The organism is Helicobacter typhlonius, from assembly GCF_001460635.1.
GTDB classification, from domain to species: domain Bacteria; phylum Campylobacterota; class Campylobacteria; order Campylobacterales; family Helicobacteraceae; genus Helicobacter_C; species Helicobacter_C typhlonius.
Genome location: NZ_LN907858.1, coordinates 1,487,018 through 1,513,600 on the forward strand (window position 1 = coordinate 1,487,018; position 26,583 = coordinate 1,513,600).

Consider the following 26,583-nt stretch of genomic DNA (forward strand, 5'->3'; position numbering starts at 1 on the left):
TGTGCTACTCTCACTCTCACATTTGCTACAATCACTTATTTATTATAAGGATTCACAGTAAGATTTTTGTCTAAAAATATGTGGATTTTCTCTATTTTTTGCAAGATTCTTATCTTTTATAAATACAAAATTTACTTAAAATAAGTTGATTTGCGCTTAAAAGATTCTATAAAACTCTCTTTAACGTCCATTATGTATAAGATTCTGAATCTGATGGGCGATTTTCATCGCCTCCATTCCCTCGCGCTCATTGGGGCGGTTTGAAGTTATGCTTGGCTTATTTTTACATAGATTCACAAAATCAATGAGTTCCGCAAGCAATGCCTCCTGCCCACGCACCTCAATCGTCTCTGTGCTTGCACAAACGGAAACATTATCAAGCCGCTGCTCAAAGCTCTGCTTATCTACAAAAATCTCCTTATGCAACAAATTACAATCAATGTATTCATCTTCAGTCGTGATAGAAATCTGCCGTTTGCGCTTATGTGTGATACGACTTGCCACGATATTTGAAAACGCCCCATTGCGATGCACGAGACACGCACGCGCATATTCAATCATTCCTTTTTCAATCACACCGTGTGCATAAATATCCACTACCTCGCCATTAAAGCGCAGTGCCAAATCAATATCGTGAATCATCAAATCAATCACCACATCTACATCTGTGATGCGACTACTCATTTTATTTGTGCGTGTGAGGTCAATATTAATAATCTTATGCTTATTTGCGCCTAAGATTTGCCGCAGGGTAATCACAGCGGGATTATATCGCTCAATAAAACCCACTTGGATATTAAGATTTTTTTGTTTCGCAAGATCAACAATCACTTGTGTAGATTCTAATGTATTGGTAAGAGGCTTTTCTACAAAGATATTTTTCACGCAATTACTGACTTTATTGATATAGTCAAAATGCGTAAAAGTAGGTGTTACAATAATTGCTCCATCGCAACTTTTGAGGTCGCTATCAAGATTTTCTAGAATCTTAATGCCAAATTTTTTGCTTAAATCCACGCACAATTCCTCATTTACATCATAAAGGAATGCAACTTCCACATCTTTAAGCATACTCAGGATTCTTAAATGATTTTGCCCCATTTTACCAATGCCAAAGAGGGCAATTCGCACAGGTTTATCCATTGACTGCCCTTATCACTTGACATTGCTCATCTTCTGTAAGGAATGGGCTAAAAGGCAAAGATAAAATCTCCTCGCATACCACCTCACTCACAGGAAAATCGCCTTTTTTATATCCATACACTTTACACACTACCTCTTGCAAATGCAGCGGAATAGGATAATGCACCGCATAAGGAATATGAGCGGATTCTAATTTTTTCATAAGCTCTGCACGATTGTGGGTGCGGATAGAATACTGCGCATACGCACTTGTATTATTTGGAGCAACAAAAGGTGTAATCACATTTTTAAGATTCTCATCATACACCCTTGCAATATCCTGCCTTTTATCAATCTCTTTATCTAAATGCTTTAGCTTCACCTGCAATATCGCTGCTTGAATCGCATCTAGTCGCGCGTTTAACCCAATGAAACTATGTTTATATCGCTCTGTCTGTCCGTGATTGAGGAGATAGCGAAGCTTTTGAGCCAAAACTTCATCATTTGTAAATACTGCCCCGCCATCACCATAGCAGCCTAGAGGTTTGCTTGGGAAAAAGCTCGTAGTGGCGATTGTGCTTGCATCACAAGATTTTATCTTTTTACCTTTTTGAATCTGACTTGCCCCAAAGCTTTGCGCGGCATCTTCAATCACAGGAATATTGTGCTTTGCGGCGATTGCATTAATAGATTCCATATCTGCCATCTGCCCAAAAATCGCCACAGGAATGATTGCCTTTGTTTGAAGTGTAATAGCCGATTCTAAAAGAGCTGGATTAAGGTTATAAGTCCCTTCATCAATATCCACAAACACAGGTTTCGCACCAAGGAGCATTATCGCCTCCACACTCGCAATAAAGCTAAAAGGTGAGGTAATCACCTCATCGCCACTTTTAATATCAAGTGCCAAAAGTGCCAAAATAAGCGCATCTGTCCCGCTGCTACAACCTATAGCGTGTTTTGAACCCACATAAACAGACATAGCAGATTCTAAATCACTCACTGCCTTACCCATAATAAACTGCGATGAGTTCAGCACATCTTGCATAGCCCTATCAATATCACCTTTGTAGCATTCATACTGCGCTTTAAGATTAATAAATTCCACTTTATTACCCCTTGTTGTAAAAGTGCTAATTGTAGCAAAAAATGATACATATATCATAAGGTTTGTTACATAAAGCCTAGATTCTGTGTTTTTGCTCCGCACATTCTATAATCTGCCTCGCACTCTCTGTTATGGAGCTTACACCGCTCACCACATAATGAGCTTGTTTCTCATATATCTTTTTGCGCTCATTATAGAGTCGCCTCGCCTCTGTTATGTCTGCAAAAAGAGGTCGCTTCGCCCGCTCACTCTTGCTCATTCGCTCACTAATGCACTCAAAGCCCACATCAAGAAAAAAAATCTTACCCATATATCGAATGTCATTATAGATTGGCATTCCCCCACCTGTAGCGATAACTGCGTTTTTTACATTAGCAGAGAGCCACAAGATGAGCTGGGATTCTATGCGGCGGAATCCCTCCTCGCCTACTGAAGCAAAAATATCCTTTATACTTTTACCCATATTTTGCTCTATGAGCTGGTCTGTATCGAGTAAGAATCTCCCGCCGCAAAGCGCAATTTCTCTACCTATGGTCGTTTTGCCACTCCCCATAAAGCCAATTAAAACAATATTCTCCAACATCTACTCCAAGCTAATCACAAAACCATCGCGTTGTGGGGAGATGTGATATTTATATCGTCCATCAAAACCTATGGAGACTCTATAAAATCCTTCGTGCGTGGAGATTTCTGCATCACTAAAATATTTCTTATCGAGTTTAAGCTGCTGATGCTCGTTGCTTTTTACACCTTCAAAATCAAGAACTAACCGATAGGGCTTAGGCAAAATAAAATCACGCAATAATTTCTTACGCGTGGCGATAAAAAGCTTACTATGATTGATGATAATCTCAAATTCGCCGAGCTTAAAGCGATTTTCCACTTTGTAAGTAGCACCTTGGGCTTTTTGCGAGATAAGTAAAGGATAGTGCCAATCAATACTCTCATCAAGCTGAATGATCTTATTTTCAATAGAGCCATCAAGATTTTGATAGGTAACCTGCACGCTTTTTAACACTCGCGCGGTGCTAGGCAAAACAAACTCTATGCTAGAAAGCGGGTCTTGGTGCATACCCTGTGCGTTATGCTCCTCCTCTTTTTGTGTAATCACAGATTCAAAAGGATTTTGCCTCGCCCATAGGGTACACACGCATAGACTTACAATTAATACGCTATTTCTTAGGATTTTCTTTTTCAAAATCTGCTCCTTTTAGCTCAAAAATTTGCCTTTGCAAAAGCGCGTTTTGCTCCTGCATTTTATGAGCCTCCTCTATAAAATATGTTTTTTGCTTGTGTAAAGATAAAAGCACTTCCACAGAATTATTACCAAAGAGCAGATACCCTATATACACGCCCAGCGCAATCACAACACCAAAAATAATAATCCACACACGATTAATATAAAATAGTCTCTTTAATCTTTGTGGCTCACCTAGTAGCTCATCGTATGCGCTCATCGTATGCCTTTAAGCTCTGCACCTTTATCGTTTAAAAAGGCTCTTGCCAATATATTCTGTATCACTCACCTCACGTTCAATTTCAAGCAAGCGATTATATTTTGCTATGCGCTCACTTCGCGCTGTTGAACCTGTTTTTATCTCGCCGGTATTAAGTGCCACCGCAAAATCCGCGATAAAGGTATCCTCACTCTCGCCACTGCGATGACTCATAATACACTTATAATTATTGCGTTGGGCAAGACGCACGGATTGCATTGTCTCACTCACACTCCCAATTTGATTAGGTTTAATCAAAATGGCATTTGCAACATTTTTATCAATCCCCTCTTGCAAAATCTTTTTATTTGTAACAAACAAATCATCACCCACAAGTTGAATCTTGCTTCCAAGTTTTTGCGTAAGGAGCTTCCAGCCCTCCCAATCATCTTCGCTCAAGCCATCCTCAATAGAGACAATAGGATATTTTGCGACAAGTTTCTCATAATACTCAATCATACCCGCACTATCAAACACTTTGCCCTCTCCTGCAAGATGATAATTTCCATCTTTCCCTACAAGCTCACTACTTGCCACATCAAGTGCAATCGCAATTTCTTCGAGTGGCTTATACCCCGCCTTTTCAATGGCTTTAAGAATAACCTCGATAGGTTCTTCATTATTTTTTAAATTAGGAGCAAATCCCCCCTCATCGCCAATACTTGTAATATGTCCAGAATCTTTCAAAATTGCTTTAAGGTGATGATACACTTCAGCTGAAGCGCGCAAACTCTCCGCAAAAGTATCAAAGCCTAGAGGCATAATCATATATTCTTGAAAATCCACCGTGTTATCAGCGTGTGAGCCACCATTAATAATATTAAGCATAGGTGTAGGGATAGTAAGCGCATTGCTGCCACCCAAATAACGATACAAAGGTAAATGTAAGCACTGCGCACTTGCACGAGCTATTGCCATACTCACACCCAACACCGCATTTGCACCGAGTTTTGAATAATTATCTGTGTCATCAATCTTTTTAAGGATAAGGTCAATTTTGCTTTGGTCATAAGGTGATACGCCATCAAGCTGTGCAGCAATCTCTGTTTTGATATTTGCACACGCTTTAAGCACACCCTTACCTAAATAGCGCTCCTTGTCGCCATCTCGTAGCTCTAGGGCTTCTCTCTTACCTGTGCTTGCACCACTTGGCACTATTGCACTTGCCCTTGTGCCATCACTTAGCCTTACTATTGCTTTAACCGTTGGGTTTCCACGACTATCCATTACCTCTTGTGCGTCAATATGCTCTATATAAACCATTGTATTCTCCTTGTTATTTTATTCGTTAGTTTCTGGCTCATCGGGCAGAGGCAGAATCTCATCTTTTGCACCAATTTGCTCTTTAATCTTTGCAGTAATTTCTTCTGCCAAAGCCTTATCCTCTTTGAGAAGTAGCTTTGCATTCTCGCGCCCCTGTCCTAGCTTTTTGTCATTATAGCTAAGCCACGCACCACTTTTATCGATAATATCAAGCTTGATACCATAATCGATAATCTCACCCTCTTTACTAATGCCTTCGCCAAACATAATATCAAATTCTGCCTCGCGAAATGGTGGTGCAACTTTATTTTTGACGACTTTTGCCTTAGTTCTATTGCCAATTTGTTGCTCATTTTGCTTGAGTGTAGCAATGCGGCGCACATCAATACGCACACTCGCATAAAACTTAAGCGCATTACCGCCGGTGGTAGTCTCTGGGCTACCATAGCCCATAGTGCCAATTTTCATACGAATTTGGTTGATAAAAATCAAAGTCGCATTCATCTTATGAAGCACACCGGTAATTTTACGCAAGGCGTGGCTCATAAGCCGCGCTTGAAGCCCTACGTGCTGGTCTCCCATATCGCCCTCAATTTCTGCTTTTGGCGTAAGCGCAGCCACTGAATCTATAACAATTAAATCCACTGCACCACTGCGTGTGAGTGTCTCTAAAATCTCAAGTGCTTGTTCGCCCGTATCAGGTTGAGACACAAGCAGATTCTCTGTATCCACACCCAAACGTTTAGCATAATATACATCAAGTGCGTGTTCAGCGTCTATAAAGGCGCAGATTCCGCCATTTCTTTGACATTCTCCCACGATTTGAAGGCTTAGTGTTGTTTTACCGCTTGATTCTGGACCATAGATTTCAATAATCCTCCCCTTAGGCACACCACCAATGCCAAGTGCCATATCAAGCCCGAGTGAGCCCGTGGAGATAAAATCTATCTTTTCTACCTGCTTATCCCCAAGCCTCACCAAAGCACCTTTACCAAATGCTTTATCAATTTGCTTTAAGGCTAACTCAATGGCTTTCTGCTTTTTCTCATCTATCATCAATTATCCTTTTTTTTGTAAGTTTGTGCGTAAAATAGTGCGATTTTATCTAAGTTTGACTAAATTATCCTTATAATTTTGACAAAAGAAGAGGAGAGATAATGATAAGTGTCGCTCATAGCCCTGATGCCGATGATTTATTTATGTATTATGCGATTGTTTTTGGGTGGGTAGATTCTAAAAAGTTATGTTTTAACAACACCGCAAAAGATATTCAAACACTCAATCTTGCGACATTAAAAGGCGAATACGATATTAGTGCAATTTCTTTTGCACTTTATCCGCTCGTGGCGCAAAATTACGCACTTTTACGCACAGGAGTGAGTTTTGGCAATGGCTATGGACCAAAGCTCATTAGAAAAAAAGATAAGATTCTAAAAAAGCATTTCAAAGTCGCTTTAAGCGGGGAACATACAACAAATGCGATGATTTTCCGCATAGCCTATCCTGATGCGCGCATCGTGTATAAAAATTTCCTCGATATAGAATCTGCCGTGCTAAGTGGCGAAGTCGATGCGGGTGTGCTCATACACGAATCCATTTTAAATTTTAATGAAAATCTCTGCGTAGAATCCGAACTTTGGGACATATGGCAGAATCTTAGCGGTGGTGAGCTGCCTCTGCCTTTGGGTGGTATGGCGCTGCGCCGCTCATTGCCACTTACCACCGCCATAGAGTGTGAATCTATGCTTACCAAAGCCGTGCAACTTGGAGTGCAAAACAAAGCTATTTTAAGCCAAATGCTTTTGGAACGAGGCATTATACGCGTGAATGCAAAGGAGCTTGATACATATCTTAGCCTTTATGCAAATGCGGATTCTATTTCTATGAGCGAAATTGAGATTGAAGCGGTGGATAGGCTTTTTGAGCTAGGATTCAAAGCAGGATTTTATCCACAGATTCTAAAAGCTAGAGATTATTTTATCCCAAGCGAATATAACGATTTACGCTTCTGCTAGATTCTTTAATATTTTATAATCTAAGCACATTTAACCCACAAAGGAGAATAATGAATACACAAGTAAGCAAAAAATCCATAATGAATAACGAAATGCCTCATATCATCAATAGCATTTTGATACAGCGCACCTTGCTCCTTTGTGTTGCACTTTTTATTTTATGCACTATCACACGTGGCATTATGGTAGCCCATTACTTACCTATGAATCTATGGCAAGAGCATTTAAGCGACTTTGGCGCAATGTGGCTTATGGGTGCAAAGCTTGATATGCGAAGTATCGGCATCGCTCTACTCATTTTTGTAGCCCTACATTACATCACACAATCTCTTTGCTTTATAGCATATATTTTAACGGGGGGGGGGGGCAAAGCATAGAATCTACTCTTTCCTCTCACAAACAATCCCCCACATTTATACCTTTTTGCTTGGCTTTGTCTTTATGGCGGCGGCTATTATTAATTTCTACTATTTCCGCACTTATGGGAGCAAAATCGATATTTTTATCTTTGGATTCAAAGATGATGATACTCTCGCTATTCTCTCCATTATGTGGCAGGACTATCCATTGGTTATTGGTGTGCTTTGTGCGATTGCTTTTGGTATCTTTTGTCTCTATCTTTACAAAATCCCTCTATTCTCTTTATTTATGAGATTTGCTCATTTTACAAATCTTTATGTGCAGATTCTATACCTTGTTTGCGTCCAACTCCTCCTTATTGCACTCCTATTGATTGCAGCGCGTGGCTCACTTGGCACTTTTCCTATCAAAGAGGATAATCATTATATTTCTACGCTACCTATTTTTAATCACCTAGCTACAAATCCGCTTATTGCATTTGACTGGGCACAGAGTAATTATAAGGAAGCTGCCCTCTTTCACCCGCCTGTAAAAGAAAAAGGAGAGCAATTAGAATCTTTACTTTTTCCTATTTCGCACACGAGTGCAGATTCTGTATTTTTACGCGAAAATCCACCGCATATTGTTTTGAATCTTATGGAGAGTTTTGGGAGCAATATGCTGATTTTTGACGATAAAGATACAAATGACCTACTCGGGGCTTTGAGGAGGCATTTTAATGAAGATTTTGTCTTTTATCGTTTTTTAAGTGGAGCTAATGGCACAGCACCTTCACTTGCCGCCCTTTTCTTTGATAGCCCAAGTGCTCAAATCTCCTTAGGTGCGCATAAAAAAACGTCTCTTATGCTGAATCCTTTTTTCATATACGCAAATGCAGGATATGAGGTAGTATATATTACCTCCGGCTACGCATCTTGGCAGGGTTTGGGAGAGTTTATCATCACGCAGGGCGCACACAAGGTTTATGATATGCTCACACTTTTAGAGAGATTTCCACAGAGTAAGAATGATAAAAATACCTATGGTGTGCCTGATGAATATGCGTATAATCTCGCTTTTGAGATTCTGCAAAACGCCACAAAACCTACATTTATCGCTATACTCACTACGAGCAATCACCCGCCCTATCATCTACCGCAACACTATGTGCCAAAACCCATTGCACTAAGCGATACCTTAAAAAATAAAGCGAAGAATCAAGCGCACGATAAGCTTAGAATCTCCGCCTTGCTCTATCAATATGCTAATGACGCATTCGGGGAGTTTATGGATAGGATTAAAGATTCACATTTAGCCCAAAATACGATTATAGTAGCAAGTGGCGACCATCGCGTGAGGGATTTTGCCGATAATCCCAGCACGGATAAAGCCCTCTACTATGCCGTGCCTCTGTATCTCTATGTGCCACAAATGTATGCTACACAAACACATTATGACCCTACACGCATAGGCTCACACAAGGATATTTTCCCCACACTCTATGAGCTAAGCCTGTCTCAAACACCTTATATCAGCGTAGGAGGACGCAATATACTTGCCCCTAAAGACGATAAACGGCGCGCTTTTGGCTACAATCAAGCCGTGTGGATTGATGAAAATGGCATTTATCCTTTCCGTAGCGAGGTGGGCTATATGTGGGCAGATTCTAAAGAGGATTTGGGGCTTCTATCCACAGATACAAGCTTTAGCTTAAATGAATATCAAAAACACTTTGGAAAGCGATATTGGGAGTTATTTGAGTATGCGATAAGTTATAGAATCTTCAAAGAGGAATAATGGCAAGGCAGTATTTTGTTATGACTAGAAATTATAGAATCTCTAAGATTCTCATATAAATTCTAAGAGCACATAAATGTGCGTTACACAAAAAGGCTAAATTGCAAAATAGCTTATCCCCGCAAAGCCTCCAAAACCTAGATTCTGTAAAAGTAAAATATGCTCTTTTGTGATACCACCTAATGCGATAACCTTTGAGCGCAAGGCGCAAGGGATTTGCTCTAAAATTTCTAAGCCGAGCGGGGCGGGTTTATTGGGTGTAGAAAATATAGGACTTAAAGTGCAGTAATCTGCACCAAACTCCAAAGCACGCAATACTTCAGCTATGCTGTGTGCGCTATATCCTATAATCTTTTGTGAATCTGGCGCATATGCTGCCCTTAGTGGCGTAATAAAATCTATAAGATGAGATTTTAAATGCACTCCTCCAAAATGTGTAGAAAGCTCTAAAATCTGCGTAAGGTTTGTAAAGGGGAGATTCAGTAAAAGCGTTTTATTCAAAGGAGAAAGCAACTCTATAAAGTGAGGCACAAACTCATCACTTTGTGAGCGATACATTATCCAATTCGCGCCTAATGTCGGCACACAAGAAGCAAGTTTAGAAATATATCCCCCGCTAAGAGAGGGGGTAATAAGAAGAGCAATAAAATTAATGCTCTGCATCAACGGCTACTGCGCCGTGAATATATACATAGGTAAGAATCATAAATACAAACGCTTGGAGCAATGCCATAAAGGTAAGGATTGCAAATGGCGCAACAGGCACAACCCAAGGAGCAAGCATAAGCATAACAAGCAAGAACATATCATCACCCTTGATGTTTCCAAAGAGACGAAATGAAAGCGAAATAATGCGCGAAAAGTGAGAGATAATCTCCACAGGGAACATCAGCGGAGCGAGCCACCACACAGGACCCATAAAGTGTTTTATATATCTCACTATACCTTGCGCACGAATGCCCTCGAAGTGATAGTAGAAAAATACAACCAAAGCCAAAACCAATGTGAAGCTCCAACTAGAAGTCGGGGCTTCAAATCCCGGGATAATACCGATGGCATTACCAAAAAATACTAAAAATGCAATAGTGGCTGCAAGTGGAAAGTATTTGCGTGCTACTTCCTCGCCCACAATATCCTTAGAGAAATTAATGATGCCAGAGATAATAAACTCAAAGACATTTTGAATGCCGCTGGGCACGACCTGCATCTTATATGTCGCATATCGCGCAAGAACAAGTATAATAATTGCCACAAGGATAGTGTGAAAGCCAATAACAAAGTCGTGATTAGCATTAATCAACCCTGCAAAGGTAAAAACTCTATCATCCATAGTAACCCCTTTTGAGTATGAGTATGGCGATTATGCCTAGTTTTTTGTTAGTTTTGCTTTAAATTGTTGCATTTTATGAAAACTTTTTGTTTAAATGTCGAATATGCCACAAAAATATAACAAATAAGATTCCCATAGGGAGTAATAACCCTAATTCAGGGTAAATAAGCCCTGCTACGCTTAATTGCGAGAGGGAGAAAAATAACCCCCAAATAGCCAAAGCCCCAATAATACACACAAAACTAATGAGCGTGAGATTCCCATAGCGAGGCAAGGAAGGGATATAATAAGCGATGATAGCAATACAAAGTGGCACAAAAAATGGAACAATAAGCAGTCCATACAAAATCGCTCGTATCTTGTCTGTGCTTACACCCTGCTTATGCGCGATGTGTAGCGAAGCAAGAGCATCAATCAATGAAGCTATCGGTTTATCTTGCGCAATTGTCTCAAGCACCTTAGAGCTAAAACCTTGAAGCGTCTCTAACTCCTCGCTTACGCTCATTTGCAGTGGATTATCCCCCAAAGTAAGTGTTGGGGAAATACTCACACTTTTTGCATTTTTTAGAATCCACGTATTACTTTCAAAAAATGCCTCCTTGCTCTCGTGATAACCAATCAGTCTATGTTCATTATCAAGCACGAAAATCTTAATACCCTCCGCCCTTGCCTCGCCATTAGAAAGGGGGTAGAGCTTACGCAAAAAAATGTATTGATTGCCACTTTTAAGCAGAAGATTCTCGCGCACATTTTGTGTATTTTGGTAAATAATACCCTCCGCATATTCTTGCGCGTATGCAAACGAGGTGCTATTGAGCCCAATAAATCCGGCGGTAAAAATGCTTGAAATAATAAGCAGTGGGAATAGAATCTGTAACTTAGAATAGCCTAAAGCCATAAGTGCCGTGAACTGAACGCTTTTAAGCAATGCCATATAGCAAATAATTGAGCAAAGCACGAGCGAAATCGGCAAGGTATAAGTGAGGGCATAGATGCCATCATAAAAGAGAAAAAGAATTAATAAATTTGCAGAATCTGGTAAGTCATCAATATATTTAAGCGTATCTATAGCGAGAAAAAACCCTTCCAATGCAAGAAAGATAATGAAAAAATATTTCAAATACTGCGCCCCGACAAAACGAAACATCATATATTATCCTTTTGAATCCACAAAATCACTTTCTCTCATCTTTTGCAATATGCTGATTCTATCTTGCTCTGCCTTAGCGTAAAGCGATTTTGTAAGATTGATAGAATCTGCTGTGTATTTTCTTGCGTAGTGTAAAAATACATAATGGCATCGCGCATACAGGGCATTGTGGCGCAAAGCTGTTTTTTTTCCTCCGCACTAAAATCACTTAGCACATAAGTTACAACATCTTGCTGTGTGTTTCTACCTATGCCAAAGCGCAATCGCAGATAGTCCTCCCCCATAGCCTTATCAATGGATTTTAAGCCATTATGCCCGCCACTTGAGCCGCCGAGTTTGAATCTCACATCGCCAAAGGCAAGGTCTAAATCATCGTGTATTACTAAAATGCGTGTGATATTAAAATACCGAGCAAAAGGAGCGATAGACTCACCAGAGAGATTCATAAAAGTATGGGGCTTGAGAAAAAAGATTTTGTGAGAATCTATGTGTATGCTTCCAATTTGTGTGTTGAATTTTTTATCAAAGTTAAAGGTAAAACCTAATTCTTGAGATAAAAAATCAAGCACCATAAAACCGACATTATGCCGAGTGTTTTCGTATTTGGCACCCGGATTACCAAGCCCTGCAACAAGGAAGCAGGACATTATTTCGCTTTGATAACACCAACAACTGCCACTGATGGACGATTGATAACGCTAACACCTTCAATTTGTGGCAAATCACGCACAAGAATAGAATCCCCCACATCTAAGTTACTCACATCAATCTCATAAGTATTTGGGAGTTTTTCAGGAATGCATTTCACGCTAATGCGCTTTGTTGAAATAAAAAGCACACCCTTATTTTTCAAGCCCTTCGCGCTTCCTTTAGTGCACACAGGCACTTTAAACTTACAAGTCACGCCTTTTTGTGCTAAAAGCAAATCCACGTGAATAATAGTATTCGTTACAGGATCTTTTTGATATTCTTGAATCACCACATCTAAGGTTTTCCCACCGACTTTTACAGGGAAAATCAAAGTGCTTTTATGCTTGACTTCCTTGATAAAGTCATTAATCTTAAAGGCGCAGTGAATATTCTCCTGTCCTTTGCCATAGATGTTTGCAATTAGATAACCATCATTCCTCAAGGCTTTTGCCTCTGATTTTGAAATACTCTTTCTAATTTGTCCTTCTAACATTTCTGTATCCTTTATGAAAATTTAAGGGCGACATTATAGCCAAAAACCCTTAAATACACTTGAGTTAATCTCCTATATATACTTGTCTTGGTCGTGTAATTCTCGTTGCAGGATCTTTGATGTGCTCCAAGAGCTGTGCGCACCAGCCGGGCATTCGTCCAATAACAAAAATTGGGGTAAAGAGTGATACAGGAATCTTAAGTGCAGATAAAATAATGCCCGAGTAGAAATCAACATTTGGGTAAAGATTTCTTTCTACAAAGTAGCTATCGCTTAGTGCTACTTCCTCGACTTTATGTGCCAAATCGCTTAGTCGCGAATCCATTTTAATGCCTCTCTTATCCAAATCATCTTTAAGCTTCTTTAGAATCTTCGCGCGTGGGTCGTAGTTTTTATACACACGATGCCCAAAGCCCATAAGCCTAAATGGATCATTCTTATCTTTTGCTTTAGCGATAAACTTATCAACATTTTTTGCATCACCGATTTCATTGAGCATATCAAGCACTTTTTCGTTTGCCCCGCCGTGCGCAGCACCCCACAATGCATTAATCCCCGCGCTCAAAGCAGCATAAGGATGTGCGCCAGTGGAAGCGACATTACGAACAGTCGTTGTAGAAGCATTTTGCCCGTGGTCAGCGTGAAGAATAAAAATCTTATCTAAAGCCTCAACTTCCAAAGGTGTAATTTCCAATTCACCCTTAATTGTTTGTTTCATCTTGCCACCCGGATATGCGCGGAGCATATAGAGGAAATTCTCCACATAGCCTCGCGCCACATCAGGATAAATATATGGAATCCCCAAAGAATGGCGATAGGCAAAAGCTACAAGTGTGGTAATCTTCGCAATGGCGCGTCTTGCCATTACTTGTCGATCTTCCTCATTTGTCATATCTAAATGATGAAAATGGAAAGTCGAAAGTGCAGAGAGAGAAGCAGAGAGATTTGCCATAGGGTGCGCTGTATCTGGGAAAGCCTTAAAGATATTAATAAGTCCCTCGTGCAAGAAACTGCGGTGCATTAGCTCAAGCTCAAACTCCTTAGATTCGGTCTCGTTTTTTGGTACTTCATTTGTGATGAGTAGCCTACACACATCGGTAAAGCGATACTTCTCCACAAGCTCTGTTATTGGCTTACCTTTATAGAGGAGCTCACCCTCTTTGCCATTAATATAGCTAATAGTCGATTTACACCCGGCTGTGCTGCCATAGCCCGGATCATAAGAAAAAATATTCGTGCGCTCAAAGAGTTTAGAAAAATCTACCGCTTTTGGTCCTCTATTGCAGTCAATAAGGTCGAAATCAAAGCTTTCTTTTGTTTCATTATTTGTTAATGTGATAGTCGCCATACTTACTCCTTAAAATGTGATTTGCACCTGATTATTACACATTTTTTTTGCTAAAGTCAAAAAAAAATTAAATTTACGCACAAAATTCACTTAAAATGTGCTAAATGATACATTTATGCGATTTTGTAATAAATGTTTAAGAGATTGTAAATGTTTTTATGTATTATTGTCGATTGCAGATGAGATTCGCGGATTCTAAGGAGGTTTTATGTTAAACATCACGCTAACAGACAAAGACAGAAAAGAACTTGCACCACTACTTGGCACTTCGGCAGCTGAACGCGCATTAATGCCCGAGGAAACACTAAAAAAGCTTAAAGCTTTAGAAAAAGAACAGCAAGATGGTCCTTTTGAAGATCTTGACAAAATGATTAATGAATCTATTTCTGCGGTAAAGACTAAAAAAATCCAAAAGAAACTCGTCCTTACAGATAAAGATAGAGAGGAGCTAGCACCGCTGCTTAATATATCTCAAGCAGAGCGCAAACTGATGCCAAAAGAAACACTAAAAAGCTTGAAATATTCGAGCAGGAGCAAGAAAATCCAAATTTCAAGGATTTAGAGGACATCATCAAAGAATCTATGTCTCTTGTGGAAGCCTTCGTGCCAAACACCCTTTACAAAGAGCTTACGCGCAGGAGCAAGAAAGATTATCTATGGTGGGAGACAAATTATCGCATTTTTCTCGCACAGCGCAAGGCACAGCGCGCGCGTCATAGAGCTAAAATGGATAAAAAACAAAAGTAGTTTTCGCTTCTTGACATAAATTTAGAATATTTTGTTGAATCTCTACCTTTGCACCTCGCAATGGTTAGTTTCTATATAAGAAATACTTCAGTAGGATTAGTTTCAACGCATATATGGACGTGAGGCACCGCAAAGAAAGCGCAAAATGAGTGAAAAAATAAATTACAATCCTAATAGATATGTGTGCGAGGATATATCTCGTGCCATTAGCTTTTACATACACAATCTATACGCGATAGTGGGCTATGGAGCAAATGGTGCAGAATATCGAATACAAAGCAATAGGGAAAAAATACAGATTCAAAGTGTAAGTGAGGCACTGCAATGTGCTAAGAATACACTTCAAGCGCGAAAGAGGCTTAACCAACTCGTGCTTATTGCTCCACCACCTTGCATTTTAGAATTGGAGCAATTTTTGCATTTTTTGGATTCTCAAGGTGTAAAAATCGATATATACATAGGCGAAAAAGAGTGTCAATCAATGGCAATCTTAGAATCTTTATGCGCTTGTAGCGTGGTGAGATTCTACAAAAATACTTCTTTTACTCATTGTATTTCTAACATTAAGCACAGCCATTAAAAAGTATTAAACATAAAAGACAACAAGCACGAGGACGAGAATCTTGGGATTAAAAATCTCGCACACTTTTTACGACTTGTGGCATTGTGAGGTATTATAAATATTGTAAATTTATGCAACAACTTAAGGAAAAATTCTACTTTTCTTCTTTTATCTTTTAAGATTCAGCCAAACAAAAAAAAATAGAATGCCATTTTGCAAACTAATTTGCAAATAATTTTTACAAGGAGTTTGTATGATAAAAAGTGCAAAATGGATTGTTATTGTGGCGATTTTGATGTTAGGATTTGGAGGGTGCGCGACGATTTCAAATCAAACAAAACAAAGAGTAGCTATTACAACAAGTAATGGTCAAGTTGTTGTTGCTACGATTAATGGAGTAAAGGTAAATCTACCCGGTGAAGTGAAAATATCTCGTGCCAAAGGTGCTGTCGTAGAAGTGCGTGGGCAGGATAATTCTTGCTATGAAAGCACACAACTTGTCATTGCTGGTAAAAATAAAATGAGCGGTTGGTTCTGGGGTAATATTCTTTGGGGTGGGACGACAGGCTCTACCACAGATGCTATTACAGGTGGTATGTGGAGTTATAGCAATCCTAACTTTATCGTGCCTGTGGAGAAAAAAGCAAATTGTAAAAGCTAAATTTGCTTTTTTGCTTATGTAAAATGGTAGCGAGAATCTTATTATTTTTGCTACTTATTTTTATCCCACAATATGCTTTTGGACTCAACCCTTTAGATTCTAAACATGATTCTAAAGGGTACTCAACCCACACACAAGATTCTTATTCGCTTCATTCTATTGCTTCGCTTTCTCAGTGGAAAAGGCTTTTACATTATCGCGGTAAAACATCGCTTATAAGGCAGGATTCTGGATTTTTTCTCTCTCCACTGGGTGCGATAAATCCCCAAGCCGAGCTTCTTTCAACACTTCAGGCATTTGGCATTGATGTAGAATCTGCTCATACAAACACAACAAATACTTCATCTTTTTTATGTTCTTATCCTGCAAGAGCAATGTTTTTATCGCGGTTTTTTCCACAATTAAAAGAGATGATTAAAACAACGCATTGTGCGGAATATGAAGAGTTCTTGGAGATTGTGCCAAGCGATAGAATTTCACTCATTTTTGCTGCGGAGAGTGATATTTATCCCGGTTCGGCTATGGGGCATATTTTTCTAGCTTTAGAGGGGGAAGCAAAGGCGGATTTACACAAAACATTTAAGGGGAGAAGTGATTTACACATACAAAAAGGGCAGTATTTGGGCTATTCATTAAGCTTTTTTGCTAATGCAGAGCTTGGGCTTAATCCTATTATGTATATTCGGGCATTAATGGGGAATCTTGGCGGTATTTATGCGTTGCAACCACTTGATAATAATACATTTGAATATCTTGAAAATGAAAAGCGGAGTTTATGGAAGTTGGGGTTAAAGCTAGATTTAGATTCTAAGGCATTGCTTTTGGCACATTTATGGGAGCTTAAAGATATTCCTGTGGAATATTCTTTTATCACGCATAACTGCAATGATGCCCTAAAAAGTGTGTTAAGTGTGGCAAATGAGGCATTTGACACACAAAAGTTAAAACCATATCAAACGCCTATGGAGTATCTTAAGAGCTTGGAAAATGTTGGGCTTTTAGAAAGTTTAAGCGTGGAGATTCCACAGGATAAAAAAGCTTTTAGCGATAAATATGGTCATAATAAAATCTTAAAAGTGCGTGATAGTGCAAAATTTTCATTAGGCTATGAAAATAGAGCTGGTCATTCAATGATGAGCGTGTATTTTTCGCCTATTTATGCTGATATAACAAATGCAAATAACGCCTACAAAGAGTTGATAGAATCTCGTCTTATGAGTATAAAGGGCTATGTGAATCTTGAGAATGCCTCCATTTTTATTGATAAGATAGAAGCATTGCATTTATTTTCGGTTGCAGATTCATACCGCACAAAGAGCTTATCAAAATATATCAATTTGAGTTTTGAAAATCCATTTGATGAAATCACACATACACGCTTAAAGCCTAAGCTTTCATTTGGAGCCGGGTTTGGTAGCTATGTGGGTAATTTGAGTGTGTATCTTTTACCGCTTGTGGGATATGACTATGTGAAAAATCATAACGCATTTGTAGATATACATTTTGGGATTGTGGGGAGATTTGAGAAGCTAAGGCTTATTGGCAATTATGATTATTTTATAGATATTACCAATCAAAGGGGCTATACACAGCAAGCAAGCGGCTTTGTGGGGTTTAATGTTTATAAGCAGTGGGATTTTTACGCACAAATACAATGGAGGGATACTTTTAAATATGGTGATTATGTGAGTTGGCAAAGCGGTATTAGTGTGAATTTTTAACACTTTGTATTTCATCAAGCCTTGTGAAAAAATAATGCGTGATAAGCAGAATCTGCAGTGGCATAAGGAAAAAATTAAGAAATGGCACAAAGCTAAAAAGATAGGCTAAAAGTGCATAAGCGTGGTTTTTGAGCACTTGAGTGTGAATGAGAATCTGCCACTGCTCTCGCTGCATACTTGAGCTGCCTACATCAAAAAAAGTCATTTTTTTAAAAAATATATACCACACCACAAAAAGCGCGAAAGAGCCGAGCAGTGAGCCAAAAAATGGAATGAGATACAAAAGCAATGAGAGCAGTGCCAAGAATCCAAGGAGGAGAAAGGTTTTCACAAAAATAAGCAGACATTCAAGGAATGAGCCAAATTGCGCTTTTGGCAGATGAGGGAAGTCTTTTTGCCGCACATATTCTACGATAAAGGGCGTATAAAATAAAGAAAAAAAGACATTGGTAAGCAAAATCAGCACGACAAACACAAACCCAAAGAGTGCATAAAGCGCAAAAGAAACACAAAATCGAATAATGCTCCCTATGATTCCGCCCATATCAAGCCAATCAGGCAAAAAGCCTACAAATAAGCTTGAGAGGTAAGCAAATATTTCATCGCCTAGCGCATAAAACACGCTCCCCCATAAAAGAATCCCAAAGAATGCAGGTAAGAGCGTGAGTGTTAAGATTCTAGGCGAGAAAAAATCTTTTATGCTTTTGCTAAGAATATTCAACATAATTGAGAATCTTGGAATTTATTGCTTAATGCCAAGTAGCGTTTCTATCATTCTATCAATAGTCGTAATGACTTTGGCATTTGCCGCGTAGCCGCCTTGAAATTTAATAAGATTCACCATTTCTTCATCAAGGCTCACTTGTGAAATCGCTAAATGTTCCTTTTTGACAGCAGAAAGCACAGAATCTTTTGTCTCTTTTGTGCGTTGTGTAGCTTCAGTTTGGTTTGCCACACGTCCAGAGAGATATTGATAAAATTCAGAAATACGCATTTGCTTTGTCTCAAATTTATTCATATAAAAATCCACATCATCGTATTGGAGCTGCTGCATCATATTTGCTACTTCAAAATTTCCATTCACGGGGGCAAGCCACGGGCGTATGAGCGTGGCATCTTTGGCATATTCATAATTAAGCGTGATATTGTGTGCGCTATCGCCCTCGAAAAACTTATTCAAACCAAATGCACCTGTAAAATTTGTCCCATTATCTTGTATGGCGACATAAAGCCCTTGTGAAGGATTCTTAGCAATGATATTAAACTCTTGAGATCCATTATCATAATATGCGCGAAAATAGTCGTCAATATCGTTTAGAGCGTTGTTGTCCTTATTGTCATCGTCATTTCCATTGATAGCACGAACAACATCATTCATTGTTGTGATTTCATCGATTTTAATTGTTTTGCGCCCTATTTCATTGCCCTGCATATTATACACGACCACATCAAAGCTACCCGTTTTAATATTATAGTTACTATCAACAAGCGCATTAAGACTCCATACATCAAGTTTATCGCTACGAATCTGTGTTGTCGCACTTTGAGAGTAGATAGCATTTGTAGCCTCGATAAACCCTTTTGCAAAAATATCCAAATGATTGATATAGTCTTGAATCTTTCCTACCCGTGTGCCTCCAGCTCCGGAATTATAAAGTGAGATAAGCGAACCTGCTTTGCCCTGCACGATTTTGTCAGTAATTTCAACAGTCTTAAAATCATCACCTTGAAAATATATGCGATTAAGGTTGAGGTGATTATCATCTTTTTTGAGCACGATTGGGTGGAACATCGCACCATCAACGATATTAAAACCAAAGCCGATATTCAGCACATACTCATCATCAAAGTCCGCTAGTTTTGGGTGGATAGAAGCATTAGAATCCAAATGATTCTTAAAGACATTCGCACCAACGAGCGTTTGAAGATTGTATTCTAGTTCATCGCGTCTATCGCGTAATTCATTAGCTTGTTTGAGTTCGCGCTGGTCTTCCATTTCCTTGAGCTTAGCATTGATATGGGCGATTTCTTTTGCAAGACGATTGACTTCATTTATCGTTACTTCAAGCTCTTCACTCGCCTTTTGTTGCAATCTCACGAGTCTAAAGCGCGTATCTTGTATGTTCCTACTAAGCACCTGCGCATTTTTAGCTAAAACTTGCTTTTGAGCGGGATCTACAGAGTTTTTTGCTAAATCTTTCCACGCATTAAAATACTCCTCTAAGTCGTTATAAATACCTACGCCATCGACTTCGGGAAAAAATGCGGAAGCCTCACGCAAAGTCGTAAAATGTGTATCATAATACTGCGCTTCTTCAGCTGCCTTGCGATAACGTGTAAAGACAAATTCATCGTGGATTCTCTGTATAGTCTCGGTGCTCACACCTCTGCCGAGATTGTAATCTTGATAATAAAGCGGACGTTCAGGGCGCACAAGCACACGCTGACGACTATAAAATTCATCACTCGCATTTGCAATGTTATTGCCTGTTACATCAACCATAAGTTGATGTGCTTGCAAACCTGTGTAAGAGGTATTAAGAGATGAAAGGATACCGCCCATACTGCACCTTATGCTTGAATTTTGAGTAAATGACTTTGCGCACACGCATCGCCATAGCCGTTGCTTTCGTGCGGGACAATGCGCTTCATTAGGGAATTATAAAACTCTGCCACCGCAAAAACACTTCTTGCGTAATTGGCATTAAGTATTTTTAGCTCACTCAATGCGCCACGCATAGAATCGAGTAAATCACTTGTTTCATCATCAAGCAAATCTTTGAGGGATTTATTTGGATTCTTATTGCAGAGTAAAAGCATTTCTTGGTGGATAAGGGATTTTTTCTCCTCAAATGCCTTTACCAATGTATCTTTTTTATCAAGTCGCCCAAAAATTGCCTCGTGATTCGCACTCTGTATATCGGTATTATCAAGCTGTGTAAGCTCTATGATAGCCTTTAAATCAGCTATTGCACCATTAATGTAAGTATGTAGCATAACCAAATCCTATATGCTCCACTCCCACAATAATGACACTTGTGTTAATGGAGGAATTTCTTATAGGTTAAGCAAATTTGATGCCATTTTTTCGGAAGTTTGTTGCAAATCAATCTTATATTCGCCATTTTTGATTTGCTCTTTGATTTGCTCTGCGCGTGAGAGTTGTTGTACTTGCTCTTTTTCTTTTACTTCGGTATTTTCATTTTGTCTATTAAGCACTTCTCTGTTAAGTGCGTTTGTGCTGACAACGCTTGCATTTACACCATTTATCATAAGACACCCCTTATAAAGTGATTTTATGCCAAATCGACCAAAAACAAAAAAGATTTAGCATTATTTTACATATCCTTGCAATTCTTGCTTAAAATCTTTGAGCGTTGTTACACCCTTAGAATAACTATCGCCACTAAATAGCGGCGTGCTCGAATCTACACGATATGCCCAAATCCCAAGCAGTAGTAAAATATACAAAAGCCCTACAAAGCTTATTGAAGGAATAAGCCAATTTCTTAAGCCTGTGCCCATTTTTTACTCCTTAATCTATACTTGCATACAAATAGATTGCACTATACATCGGCTAATTTTGTATATTTTCTAACACCCTAAATGAGCGAAAATTGCATACAAAACTGCAAAATATATGCAAAAACAATGCCAAAAAGCCCTAGCCTTTATAGCAAAAGCAGTGCGTATTTTAACATCTTTATTAAGCTTTTTATATTAGAATCCGCGCTTTATGTTACATAAAGAATGTGAGAGGCTTGATAGATTCTATATCTTAAAAAGAGGATTGTATGAAAAAAATCTTTATGCTTATGGGCTTACTTAGTAACTTGTGTTTTGGTGCAATGGCGCACTCACAGACTTGGGAATCTGGATATACGCTTTTTGCATTTTTTCAAAAGTATAATATCCCCACGAGCGTGTATTATAATCTCCCGCCAAAAGACAAGGAGCTAACTTCTGAAATTTATGCAGGGGTTACCTACTATACGCTTTTAGGCAAAGATGATGAACTACTTCAGGCTCTTATCCCCATAGGTGATGGTATGCAGATTCACATCTTTAAGCGCGAGGATAGCTATACGCTTGACTTTACGCCGATGATTTATTTCGAGCAGGAACAGACAATTAGCCTCTCTATCCAAAAATCCCCCTATCAAGATTTAATGGAAATGACACACGATAGTGGCTTGGTTGGTGAATTTTTAAATGCCTATAAAAATAGTGTCAATTTTAGAAGTATGATGAAAAACGATAGATTAGCACTTATTTATGAGCGTAAATATCGGCTAGGCAAACCGCTTAAGAATGCCGCTATTAAAGCAGCAGTGGTAGAAATCAACAAAAAACCACATTATATTTTTAGATATAATCAAGGGAGATATTACAATCAAGATGGCAAGGAGATTCAAGGATTCTTATTACAAACTCCTGTGGCAGGGGCGCGGATAAGCTCAAGATTCTCGCTTGGGAGAAAACACCCCATACTTGGCACGGTGCGTCCTCACTATGCAGTTGATTATGCTGCACCAAAAGGCACACCCATTGTTGCGGCAGCTGATGGCGTAGTAATTTTTGCCGGCAAAAGAGGAGGTTATGGAAACCTCATAGAAATTCGCCACGAGGGCAATCTCAAAACACTTTACGCACATATGAATTCTTTTGCCTCGGGTATGAGAGTAGGTAAAGCAGTGAAGCGAGGACAACTCATCGGGCGGGTTGGCTCGACAGGACTTAGCACAGGACCGCATTTGCATTTTGGACTTTATCGTAATAATGTCCCAATCAATCCCCTCTCAAGCGTGAAAGCTGTAAGTAAAGAACTGCAAGGCAAGGATAAAGAAACATTTATCGAGCTTACAAAGCAATTTATGCCATACTTGCAAGAAGCCCTAGTCCAAAGTGTAAATACTATCACACCAAGCACAGAACCAAATCTCCCGGATAATACAGATTCCACAGGAGCAAATTCTATGAAAGAAGCTCAAGATATAAAGGGTATAGATATAAAAGATACACAAGAAGCACAGAGTGCAGCACCACAGGCAACCCTATGAGGCATTTTTCACATATCAGTGATATAAACTTTTGTGAATGTGTGGATTCTCCATATATCAAACCGCGCCGTATGCTATATAGTGAAAATGGTGTAAAACGCAAATGGGACTTTATGAAAAGTTTAGATTCAGTAGCGATTTTACTCTATCATCGACAGGAGGATAGTTTGCTCTTTGTGAAGCAATTTCGCCCAGCGGTGTTTGCAAGAACATTGCCAAATGAACACCCCCTCAAACAACTTGATTATGAATCTCAAGCAAAAGGCTACACTTATGAGCTATGTGCCGGACTTGTCGATAAGGCAGGAAAAAGCTTAGAGCAAATCGCACAAGAAGAGGTGCTTGAAGAGTGTGGATACAAGGTTGATAGGCTTAGACTAATTACAAATTTTTCCACCGCAGTGGGACATAGTGGCGCGAAGCAAACATTATTTTATGCAAGTATTGATGAAAATAATCGAGTAAATGCCGGTGGAGGCATTGACGGAGAGGTTATAGAATCTGTGTTAGTAAAGGTAAGCGAACTTGAGGCATTCACACTAGATTCAGAGATTACTAAAACACCCGGTTTAGCATTTGGGGTGATGTGGTTTTTACGCCACTATGATAAACTCAAGGCAAAAGCAGAGGAGAAATGATGAGAGGCATAATGTTATTTTTATTGTGCGTAAGTGTGCTTTATGGGATTGATATAAAGCCAAAGAGAGAAAGTATTATTGAGGCAAAGCCTAAAAGTGTGAGCTTTGCGGCTAATGGGCTAAAAGTCGGGCAAAGCGGTATTATTCTCACGCATAAAAATGGCTACAATGTGATTATTGCTAGTACTACTATTACGCGCATTAAGGATAATATAGCCTATGCAGAGTATGAGCCATTTGAGAGTATCGCACAAAAATACCTCCCTACACCCACATTTGAACCCACACAGGGCGATGAGGTGCTTATTGGTGGATTCTATAATAAAGCCATAGCCATAGCCCCAAACCAAAATAGCTACAATCAAATCCTAAGCTATAATGAATCCGCCCCTACGCACGAACGGATACAATTTATACATATTGATATGTTTGCGGCATTTTTGGCAAAAGACGGCATTAATGACCCAAAACATAAGCACTTTAAAGAGTTTTGCAATATTTATAGCGTGGGACTCGTATATATTTTTGCCTCAAATGGCATAAACATACTTGATTGTCAAAGCTTCGCGCTTTTAGAGGAGGTGGCTTTGCCACAAATGCAGATTGAATCTACCAGTGCGCCGTTTTTCTCTCGTATTGACAAAATTGATACCGGCTCACTTGCGAGTAAATTGCGCTCCAAAAAATCGCAAAATTATTTTAGCTACTATGACAACCTCTTAGAGCCAAGCCTCAAAGCCTTTCATCTCACACATAAGGAGTAAATATGCTTAATAAATCACATATACAGGTCCTAAAGCGCATTGTGGGCGAAGAAAATTGCTATGACGATAAGGCACATTTGGTGGCGTATTGCTATGATGCAACAAAAGAACGATATGAGCCTGAAGCAGTCGTTTTTCCACGAAATGAAAGTGATGTGAGTGCGGTTTTAACCTATTGCAATGATAATAAGATTCCAATTATCCCACGTGGTGCAGGAAGTGGATTCACAGGTGGAGCATTACCTGTAAAAGGCGGCATTGTTTTGGCTATGGAGCGACACTTTAACCGCATTTTAGAGATTGATGAAAAGAATCTTATCGCGAGGGTGCAGCCCGGAGTGGTGAATAAAATATTCCAAGAAGCTGTGGAGGCAAAGGGTTTATTTTACCCACCTGACCCTGCAAGTCAAGAATACAGCACACTAGGCGGCAATGTGAGTGAAAATGCCGGTGGTATGCGCGCAGCAAAATATGGCATTACAAAAGATTATGTTATGGCACTACGTGCAGTGCTTCCAAATGGTGATATAATTCGCGCAGGAAAAAAAACAATTAAAGATGTCGCAGGATTTAATGTTGCGGGGATTCTTATAGCAAGTGAGGGCTCACTTGCAGTAATTACTGAAATTACCCTCAAACTTATTGCTAAGCCGAAGTTTGCGCGTTCAGCTATGGGCGTGTTTAACGATATAGAATCTGCAATGAATGCTGTGTATAAGACAATGGCAAGTGGGATTACGCCTGTGGCAATGGAGTTTTTGGATAACTTGAGTATCAATGCGGTAGAAGAGCGATTCCATAAGGGGTTACCGACAAATGCCGGGGCGATACTTATTACACAAGTTGATGGCGATTTGGAACAGCAGCTTGATTTTCAACTCGATATTTTGGAGCAGAGATTCAAAGAAAATGGTTGCATTGACTTTAAAATCGCACAAAATGACGAGGAGGCACAAAACCTGTGGTTTGCAAGACGCAATGTGAGCCAGAGTATCACAATCTATGGCAAAAAGAAGCTGAATGAAGACATTACCGTTCCTCGTTCCGCGCTCCCAGAGCTGCTTAATAGAATCTCCGCATTGAGTGGCAAATATGGTTTTAAGATTCCCTGCTTTGGACATACAGGCGATGGCAATGTGCATGTAAATGTAATGGTGAAAGACCCAAGCGACAAGGCAGAGCTACAAAAAGGCTATGAGTGCATAGAGGAGATTTTTAAAATCGCCATTGAGCTAGAGGGAACATTGAGTGGAGAGCACGGCATAGGACTTTCTAAAGCCCCATTTATGCGCCTTGCATTTAGTGAAGCAGAAATGGATTTATTCGCGCGAATAAAGAAAGCATTTGACCCGCACAATATTTTAAATCCGGGAAAAATGGGCTTATAAATGGGAGAGTAGGCAGGATTCTAAGACAAATTAAAGTTTTAGCATAAGTTATAGAATCTTATGAACTAGGTTATTGCAAATAGGGGTGCAAATCATCATATAAAGGTGCAAAATCAGTAATAATATGCCCTCCCTCTATATATAGAATCTGCGCGTAATGCTGCCAATATGCCTGTGAAATACTGCTATCAATGCGCTCATCATTCATAGAAAAACATACTATTATGCGTATATTTTGAGGCATAGGAGTGCGCAAGGCAAGAGCGTAACTTTGCCAATGCGTCTTGCTTAAGATGAAGTGAGATTCAGTATTACTTATACTTTGGGGCTTATCGATATATTTTTTAAGCTGTGTGAGAGACTCAAACACGGGATTAAAAAGTATAAAAGTATGAGGCAAAGCTAATCCAAATTGAGATGCGTAAAGAATAAGTTGCCAGAGATAAAATGCCCCCAAAGAATTGCCAATAAAGCCAAAGGGTGCATTTGATGCAAAATCTTGCCTATAAGCCTTAAGCTGTGTCGCTAGGCTTTGCATATTCATCATAAAATCTCCACCATTATCATAAATAAGCTCAAAAGGCACAATCCCTAAGCCTTCACATATGCGCTTATAGCTTATAGAATTTTTTGAAGAATGGAATCCGTGAGAATAAAAAAACTCCATTTTTGTCTCCTTAATTGCATACTTTATTGTATTGTGGTATGTTATTCCTACACATATATTATAGAATCTAGCCTTAGGTTAAGTGTATCCTGTAAGCATAAGTAAGATTTATGCGGCGATTTTATCGCAATAATGCAGGAAAGATAGAATCTTGCCGCAATTTAATGTGTAAAAATTTAAAACTTATTGTACAATAGTGTAATTTCTGCTACAATCCCTAGAAT

Annotated in this window: 31 protein-coding genes; 12 read left to right on the forward strand and 19 right to left on the reverse strand. The window is 39.2% G+C overall.

Translation table 11 applies throughout. The features are described from left to right. Window positions 1-180: 180 nt before the first annotated feature. From BN2458_RS07360 to recA, 7 genes are all read right to left on the reverse strand, one after another. Window positions 181-1,143, reverse strand: a complete 963-nt coding sequence (locus BN2458_RS07360; protein ID WP_034327011.1) for a Gfo/Idh/MocA family protein — start codon at window positions 1,141-1,143, stop codon at window positions 181-183. Further along, window positions 1,136-2,230: a DegT/DnrJ/EryC1/StrS family aminotransferase gene (locus tag BN2458_RS07365; RefSeq protein WP_034327009.1), complete on the reverse strand. Its 1,095-nt coding sequence runs from the start codon at window positions 2,228-2,230 to the stop codon at window positions 1,136-1,138. Before BN2458_RS07365 ends, BN2458_RS07360 begins: the two co-directional genes overlap by 8 nt. A gap of 76 nt (window positions 2,231-2,306) precedes the next feature. After that, entirely contained in the window at window positions 2,307-2,810 is a 504-nt protein-coding gene (locus BN2458_RS07370; RefSeq protein ID WP_034327020.1) for a shikimate kinase, read from the reverse strand. Between the two features lie 3 nt (window positions 2,811-2,813). Beyond that, a complete protein-coding gene (locus tag BN2458_RS07375; RefSeq protein WP_034327006.1) occupies window positions 2,814-3,428 on the reverse strand; it encodes an AMIN domain-containing protein in 615 nt (204 codons plus the stop codon). Continuing rightward, on the reverse strand, window positions 3,403-3,687 hold the full coding sequence (locus BN2458_RS07380; RefSeq protein WP_034327004.1) for a hypothetical protein: 285 nt from the start codon (window positions 3,685-3,687) through the stop codon (window positions 3,403-3,405). The genes BN2458_RS07375 and BN2458_RS07380 overlap by 26 nt, the downstream gene beginning before the upstream one ends. 24 nt (window positions 3,688-3,711) lie before the next feature. Continuing rightward, window positions 3,712-4,989 (reverse strand): phosphopyruvate hydratase, encoded by a 1,278-nt coding sequence (gene eno, locus BN2458_RS07385; RefSeq protein WP_034327002.1) that lies wholly within the window; start codon window positions 4,987-4,989, stop codon window positions 3,712-3,714. An 18-nt stretch (window positions 4,990-5,007) separates the two neighbouring features. Continuing rightward, window positions 5,008-6,048: a recombinase RecA gene (gene recA / locus BN2458_RS07390; RefSeq protein ID WP_034327000.1), complete on the reverse strand. Its 1,041-nt coding sequence runs from the start codon at window positions 6,046-6,048 to the stop codon at window positions 5,008-5,010. A gap of 98 nt (window positions 6,049-6,146) precedes the next feature. Between recA and BN2458_RS07395 the strand changes: the two genes are divergently transcribed. The 3 genes from BN2458_RS07395 (at window position 6,147) to BN2458_RS07405 (ending at window position 9,140) form a co-directional block, all read left to right on the forward strand. Beyond that, window positions 6,147-7,004, forward strand: coding sequence for a menaquinone biosynthesis family protein (locus BN2458_RS07395; RefSeq protein ID WP_034326998.1), 858 nt, complete (start codon window positions 6,147-6,149; stop codon window positions 7,002-7,004). A 50-nt stretch (window positions 7,005-7,054) separates the two neighbouring features. Next, window positions 7,055-7,381 (forward strand): hypothetical protein, encoded by a 327-nt coding sequence (locus BN2458_RS07400; protein WP_231944758.1) that lies wholly within the window; start codon window positions 7,055-7,057, stop codon window positions 7,379-7,381. Between the two features lie 64 nt (window positions 7,382-7,445). Continuing rightward, window positions 7,446-9,140 (forward strand): LTA synthase family protein, encoded by a 1,695-nt coding sequence (locus BN2458_RS07405; RefSeq protein WP_231944759.1) that lies wholly within the window; start codon window positions 7,446-7,448, stop codon window positions 9,138-9,140. Window positions 9,141-9,236: 96 nt separating this feature from the next. Here the strand turns inward: BN2458_RS07405 and BN2458_RS07410 are convergent, their stop codons facing one another. The 6 genes from BN2458_RS07410 to BN2458_RS07435 form a co-directional block, all read right to left on the reverse strand. Beyond that, entirely contained in the window at window positions 9,237-9,803 is a 567-nt protein-coding gene (locus BN2458_RS07410; protein ID WP_034326996.1) for a thiamine phosphate synthase, read from the reverse strand. After that, window positions 9,790-10,470 carry a F0F1 ATP synthase subunit A gene (locus BN2458_RS07415; protein WP_034326994.1) on the reverse strand — a complete coding sequence of 227 codons (681 nt, stop codon included), beginning with the start codon at window positions 10,468-10,470 and terminating at the stop codon, window positions 9,790-9,792. The genes BN2458_RS07410 and BN2458_RS07415 overlap by 14 nt, the downstream gene beginning before the upstream one ends. 73 nt (window positions 10,471-10,543) lie before the next feature. Further along, the gene (locus BN2458_RS07420) at window positions 10,544-11,620 is read right to left on the reverse strand and encodes an LptF/LptG family permease (protein WP_034326992.1); all 1,077 of its coding nucleotides are present in this window, start codon (window positions 11,618-11,620) and stop codon (window positions 10,544-10,546) included. Between the two features lie 35 nt (window positions 11,621-11,655). Further along, a complete protein-coding gene (pth, locus tag BN2458_RS07425; protein ID WP_052082164.1) occupies window positions 11,656-12,267 on the reverse strand; it encodes an aminoacyl-tRNA hydrolase in 612 nt (203 codons plus the stop codon). Next, a complete protein-coding gene (locus BN2458_RS07430) occupies window positions 12,267-12,803 on the reverse strand; it encodes a 50S ribosomal protein L25/general stress protein Ctc (RefSeq protein ID WP_034326989.1) in 537 nt (178 codons plus the stop codon). The genes pth and BN2458_RS07430 overlap by 1 nt, the downstream gene beginning before the upstream one ends. A 64-nt stretch (window positions 12,804-12,867) precedes the next feature. Then, a complete protein-coding gene (locus tag BN2458_RS07435) occupies window positions 12,868-14,151 on the reverse strand; it encodes a citrate synthase (protein ID WP_034326988.1) in 1,284 nt (427 codons plus the stop codon). 208 nt (window positions 14,152-14,359) lie between these two features. On the opposite strand from BN2458_RS07435, the gene BN2458_RS10435 reads away from it, so the two are divergent. From BN2458_RS10435 to BN2458_RS07455, 5 genes are all read left to right on the forward strand, one after another. Beyond that, a complete protein-coding gene (locus BN2458_RS10435; protein ID WP_231944760.1) occupies window positions 14,360-14,713 on the forward strand; it encodes a hypothetical protein in 354 nt (117 codons plus the stop codon). Between the two features lie 20 nt (window positions 14,714-14,733). After that, on the forward strand, window positions 14,734-14,898 hold the full coding sequence (locus BN2458_RS10440; protein WP_231944761.1) for a hypothetical protein: 165 nt from the start codon (window positions 14,734-14,736) through the stop codon (window positions 14,896-14,898). 145 nt (window positions 14,899-15,043) lie between these two features. After that, a complete protein-coding gene (locus BN2458_RS07445) occupies window positions 15,044-15,478 on the forward strand; it encodes a hypothetical protein (protein ID WP_034326986.1) in 435 nt (144 codons plus the stop codon). A 235-nt stretch (window positions 15,479-15,713) separates the two neighbouring features. Beyond that, complete coding sequence (locus BN2458_RS07450; protein WP_034343330.1) at window positions 15,714-16,121, forward strand: hypothetical protein; 408 nt, start codon at window positions 15,714-15,716, stop codon at window positions 16,119-16,121. 2 nt (window positions 16,122-16,123) lie between these two features. Then, window positions 16,124-17,842, forward strand: coding sequence for a lipoprotein N-acyltransferase Lnb domain-containing protein (locus BN2458_RS07455; protein ID WP_058122080.1), 1,719 nt, complete (start codon window positions 16,124-16,126; stop codon window positions 17,840-17,842). Here BN2458_RS07455 and BN2458_RS07460 read toward each other — a convergent pair. The 5 genes from BN2458_RS07460 to BN2458_RS07480 are packed head-to-tail and all read right to left on the reverse strand — an operon-like array spanning window position 17,826 to window position 21,367. Continuing rightward, window positions 17,826-18,566: an EI24 domain-containing protein gene (locus BN2458_RS07460; RefSeq protein WP_034326978.1), complete on the reverse strand. Its 741-nt coding sequence runs from the start codon at window positions 18,564-18,566 to the stop codon at window positions 17,826-17,828. The two genes, BN2458_RS07455 and BN2458_RS07460, sit on opposite strands and share 17 nt — an antisense overlap. Before the next feature lie 18 nt (window positions 18,567-18,584). Beyond that, window positions 18,585-20,405 (reverse strand): flagellar hook-associated protein FlgK, encoded by a 1,821-nt coding sequence (gene flgK, locus BN2458_RS07465; protein ID WP_034326976.1) that lies wholly within the window; start codon window positions 20,403-20,405, stop codon window positions 18,585-18,587. Between the two features lie 8 nt (window positions 20,406-20,413). Continuing rightward, entirely contained in the window at window positions 20,414-20,839 is a 426-nt protein-coding gene (locus tag BN2458_RS07470; RefSeq protein WP_034326974.1) for a hypothetical protein, read from the reverse strand. Window positions 20,840-20,899: 60 nt separating this feature from the next. Next, entirely contained in the window at window positions 20,900-21,115 is a 216-nt protein-coding gene (locus BN2458_RS07475; RefSeq protein ID WP_034326972.1) for a flagellar biosynthesis anti-sigma factor FlgM, read from the reverse strand. A gap of 60 nt (window positions 21,116-21,175) precedes the next feature. Next, window positions 21,176-21,367 carry a hypothetical protein gene (locus BN2458_RS07480; RefSeq protein ID WP_034326970.1) on the reverse strand — a complete coding sequence of 64 codons (192 nt, stop codon included), beginning with the start codon at window positions 21,365-21,367 and terminating at the stop codon, window positions 21,176-21,178. Window positions 21,368-21,636: 269 nt separating this feature from the next. Here BN2458_RS07480 and BN2458_RS07485 point away from each other — a divergent pair, with 269 nt between their 5' ends. The 4 genes from BN2458_RS07485 to BN2458_RS07500 are packed head-to-tail and all read left to right on the forward strand — an operon-like array spanning window position 21,637 to window position 25,692. Continuing rightward, window positions 21,637-22,902: a peptidoglycan DD-metalloendopeptidase family protein gene (locus tag BN2458_RS07485; RefSeq protein WP_081951481.1), complete on the forward strand. Its 1,266-nt coding sequence runs from the start codon at window positions 21,637-21,639 to the stop codon at window positions 22,900-22,902. Continuing rightward, window positions 22,899-23,540, forward strand: coding sequence for an NUDIX domain-containing protein (locus BN2458_RS07490; protein WP_034326968.1), 642 nt, complete (start codon window positions 22,899-22,901; stop codon window positions 23,538-23,540). The genes BN2458_RS07485 and BN2458_RS07490 overlap by 4 nt, the downstream gene beginning before the upstream one ends. Continuing rightward, on the forward strand, window positions 23,540-24,304 hold the full coding sequence (locus tag BN2458_RS07495) for a plasminogen-binding N-terminal domain-containing protein (RefSeq protein WP_231944762.1): 765 nt from the start codon (window positions 23,540-23,542) through the stop codon (window positions 24,302-24,304). The genes BN2458_RS07490 and BN2458_RS07495 overlap by 1 nt, the downstream gene beginning before the upstream one ends. Window positions 24,305-24,306: 2 nt before the next feature. Then, the gene (locus BN2458_RS07500; RefSeq protein WP_034326964.1) at window positions 24,307-25,692 is read left to right on the forward strand and encodes an FAD-linked oxidase C-terminal domain-containing protein; all 1,386 of its coding nucleotides are present in this window, start codon (window positions 24,307-24,309) and stop codon (window positions 25,690-25,692) included. Between the two features lie 70 nt (window positions 25,693-25,762). Here BN2458_RS07500 and BN2458_RS07505 read toward each other — a convergent pair whose 3' ends face one another. Then, window positions 25,763-26,359: a YqiA/YcfP family alpha/beta fold hydrolase gene (locus BN2458_RS07505; protein ID WP_034326963.1), complete on the reverse strand. Its 597-nt coding sequence runs from the start codon at window positions 26,357-26,359 to the stop codon at window positions 25,763-25,765. Window positions 26,360-26,583: the final 224 nt, after the last annotated feature.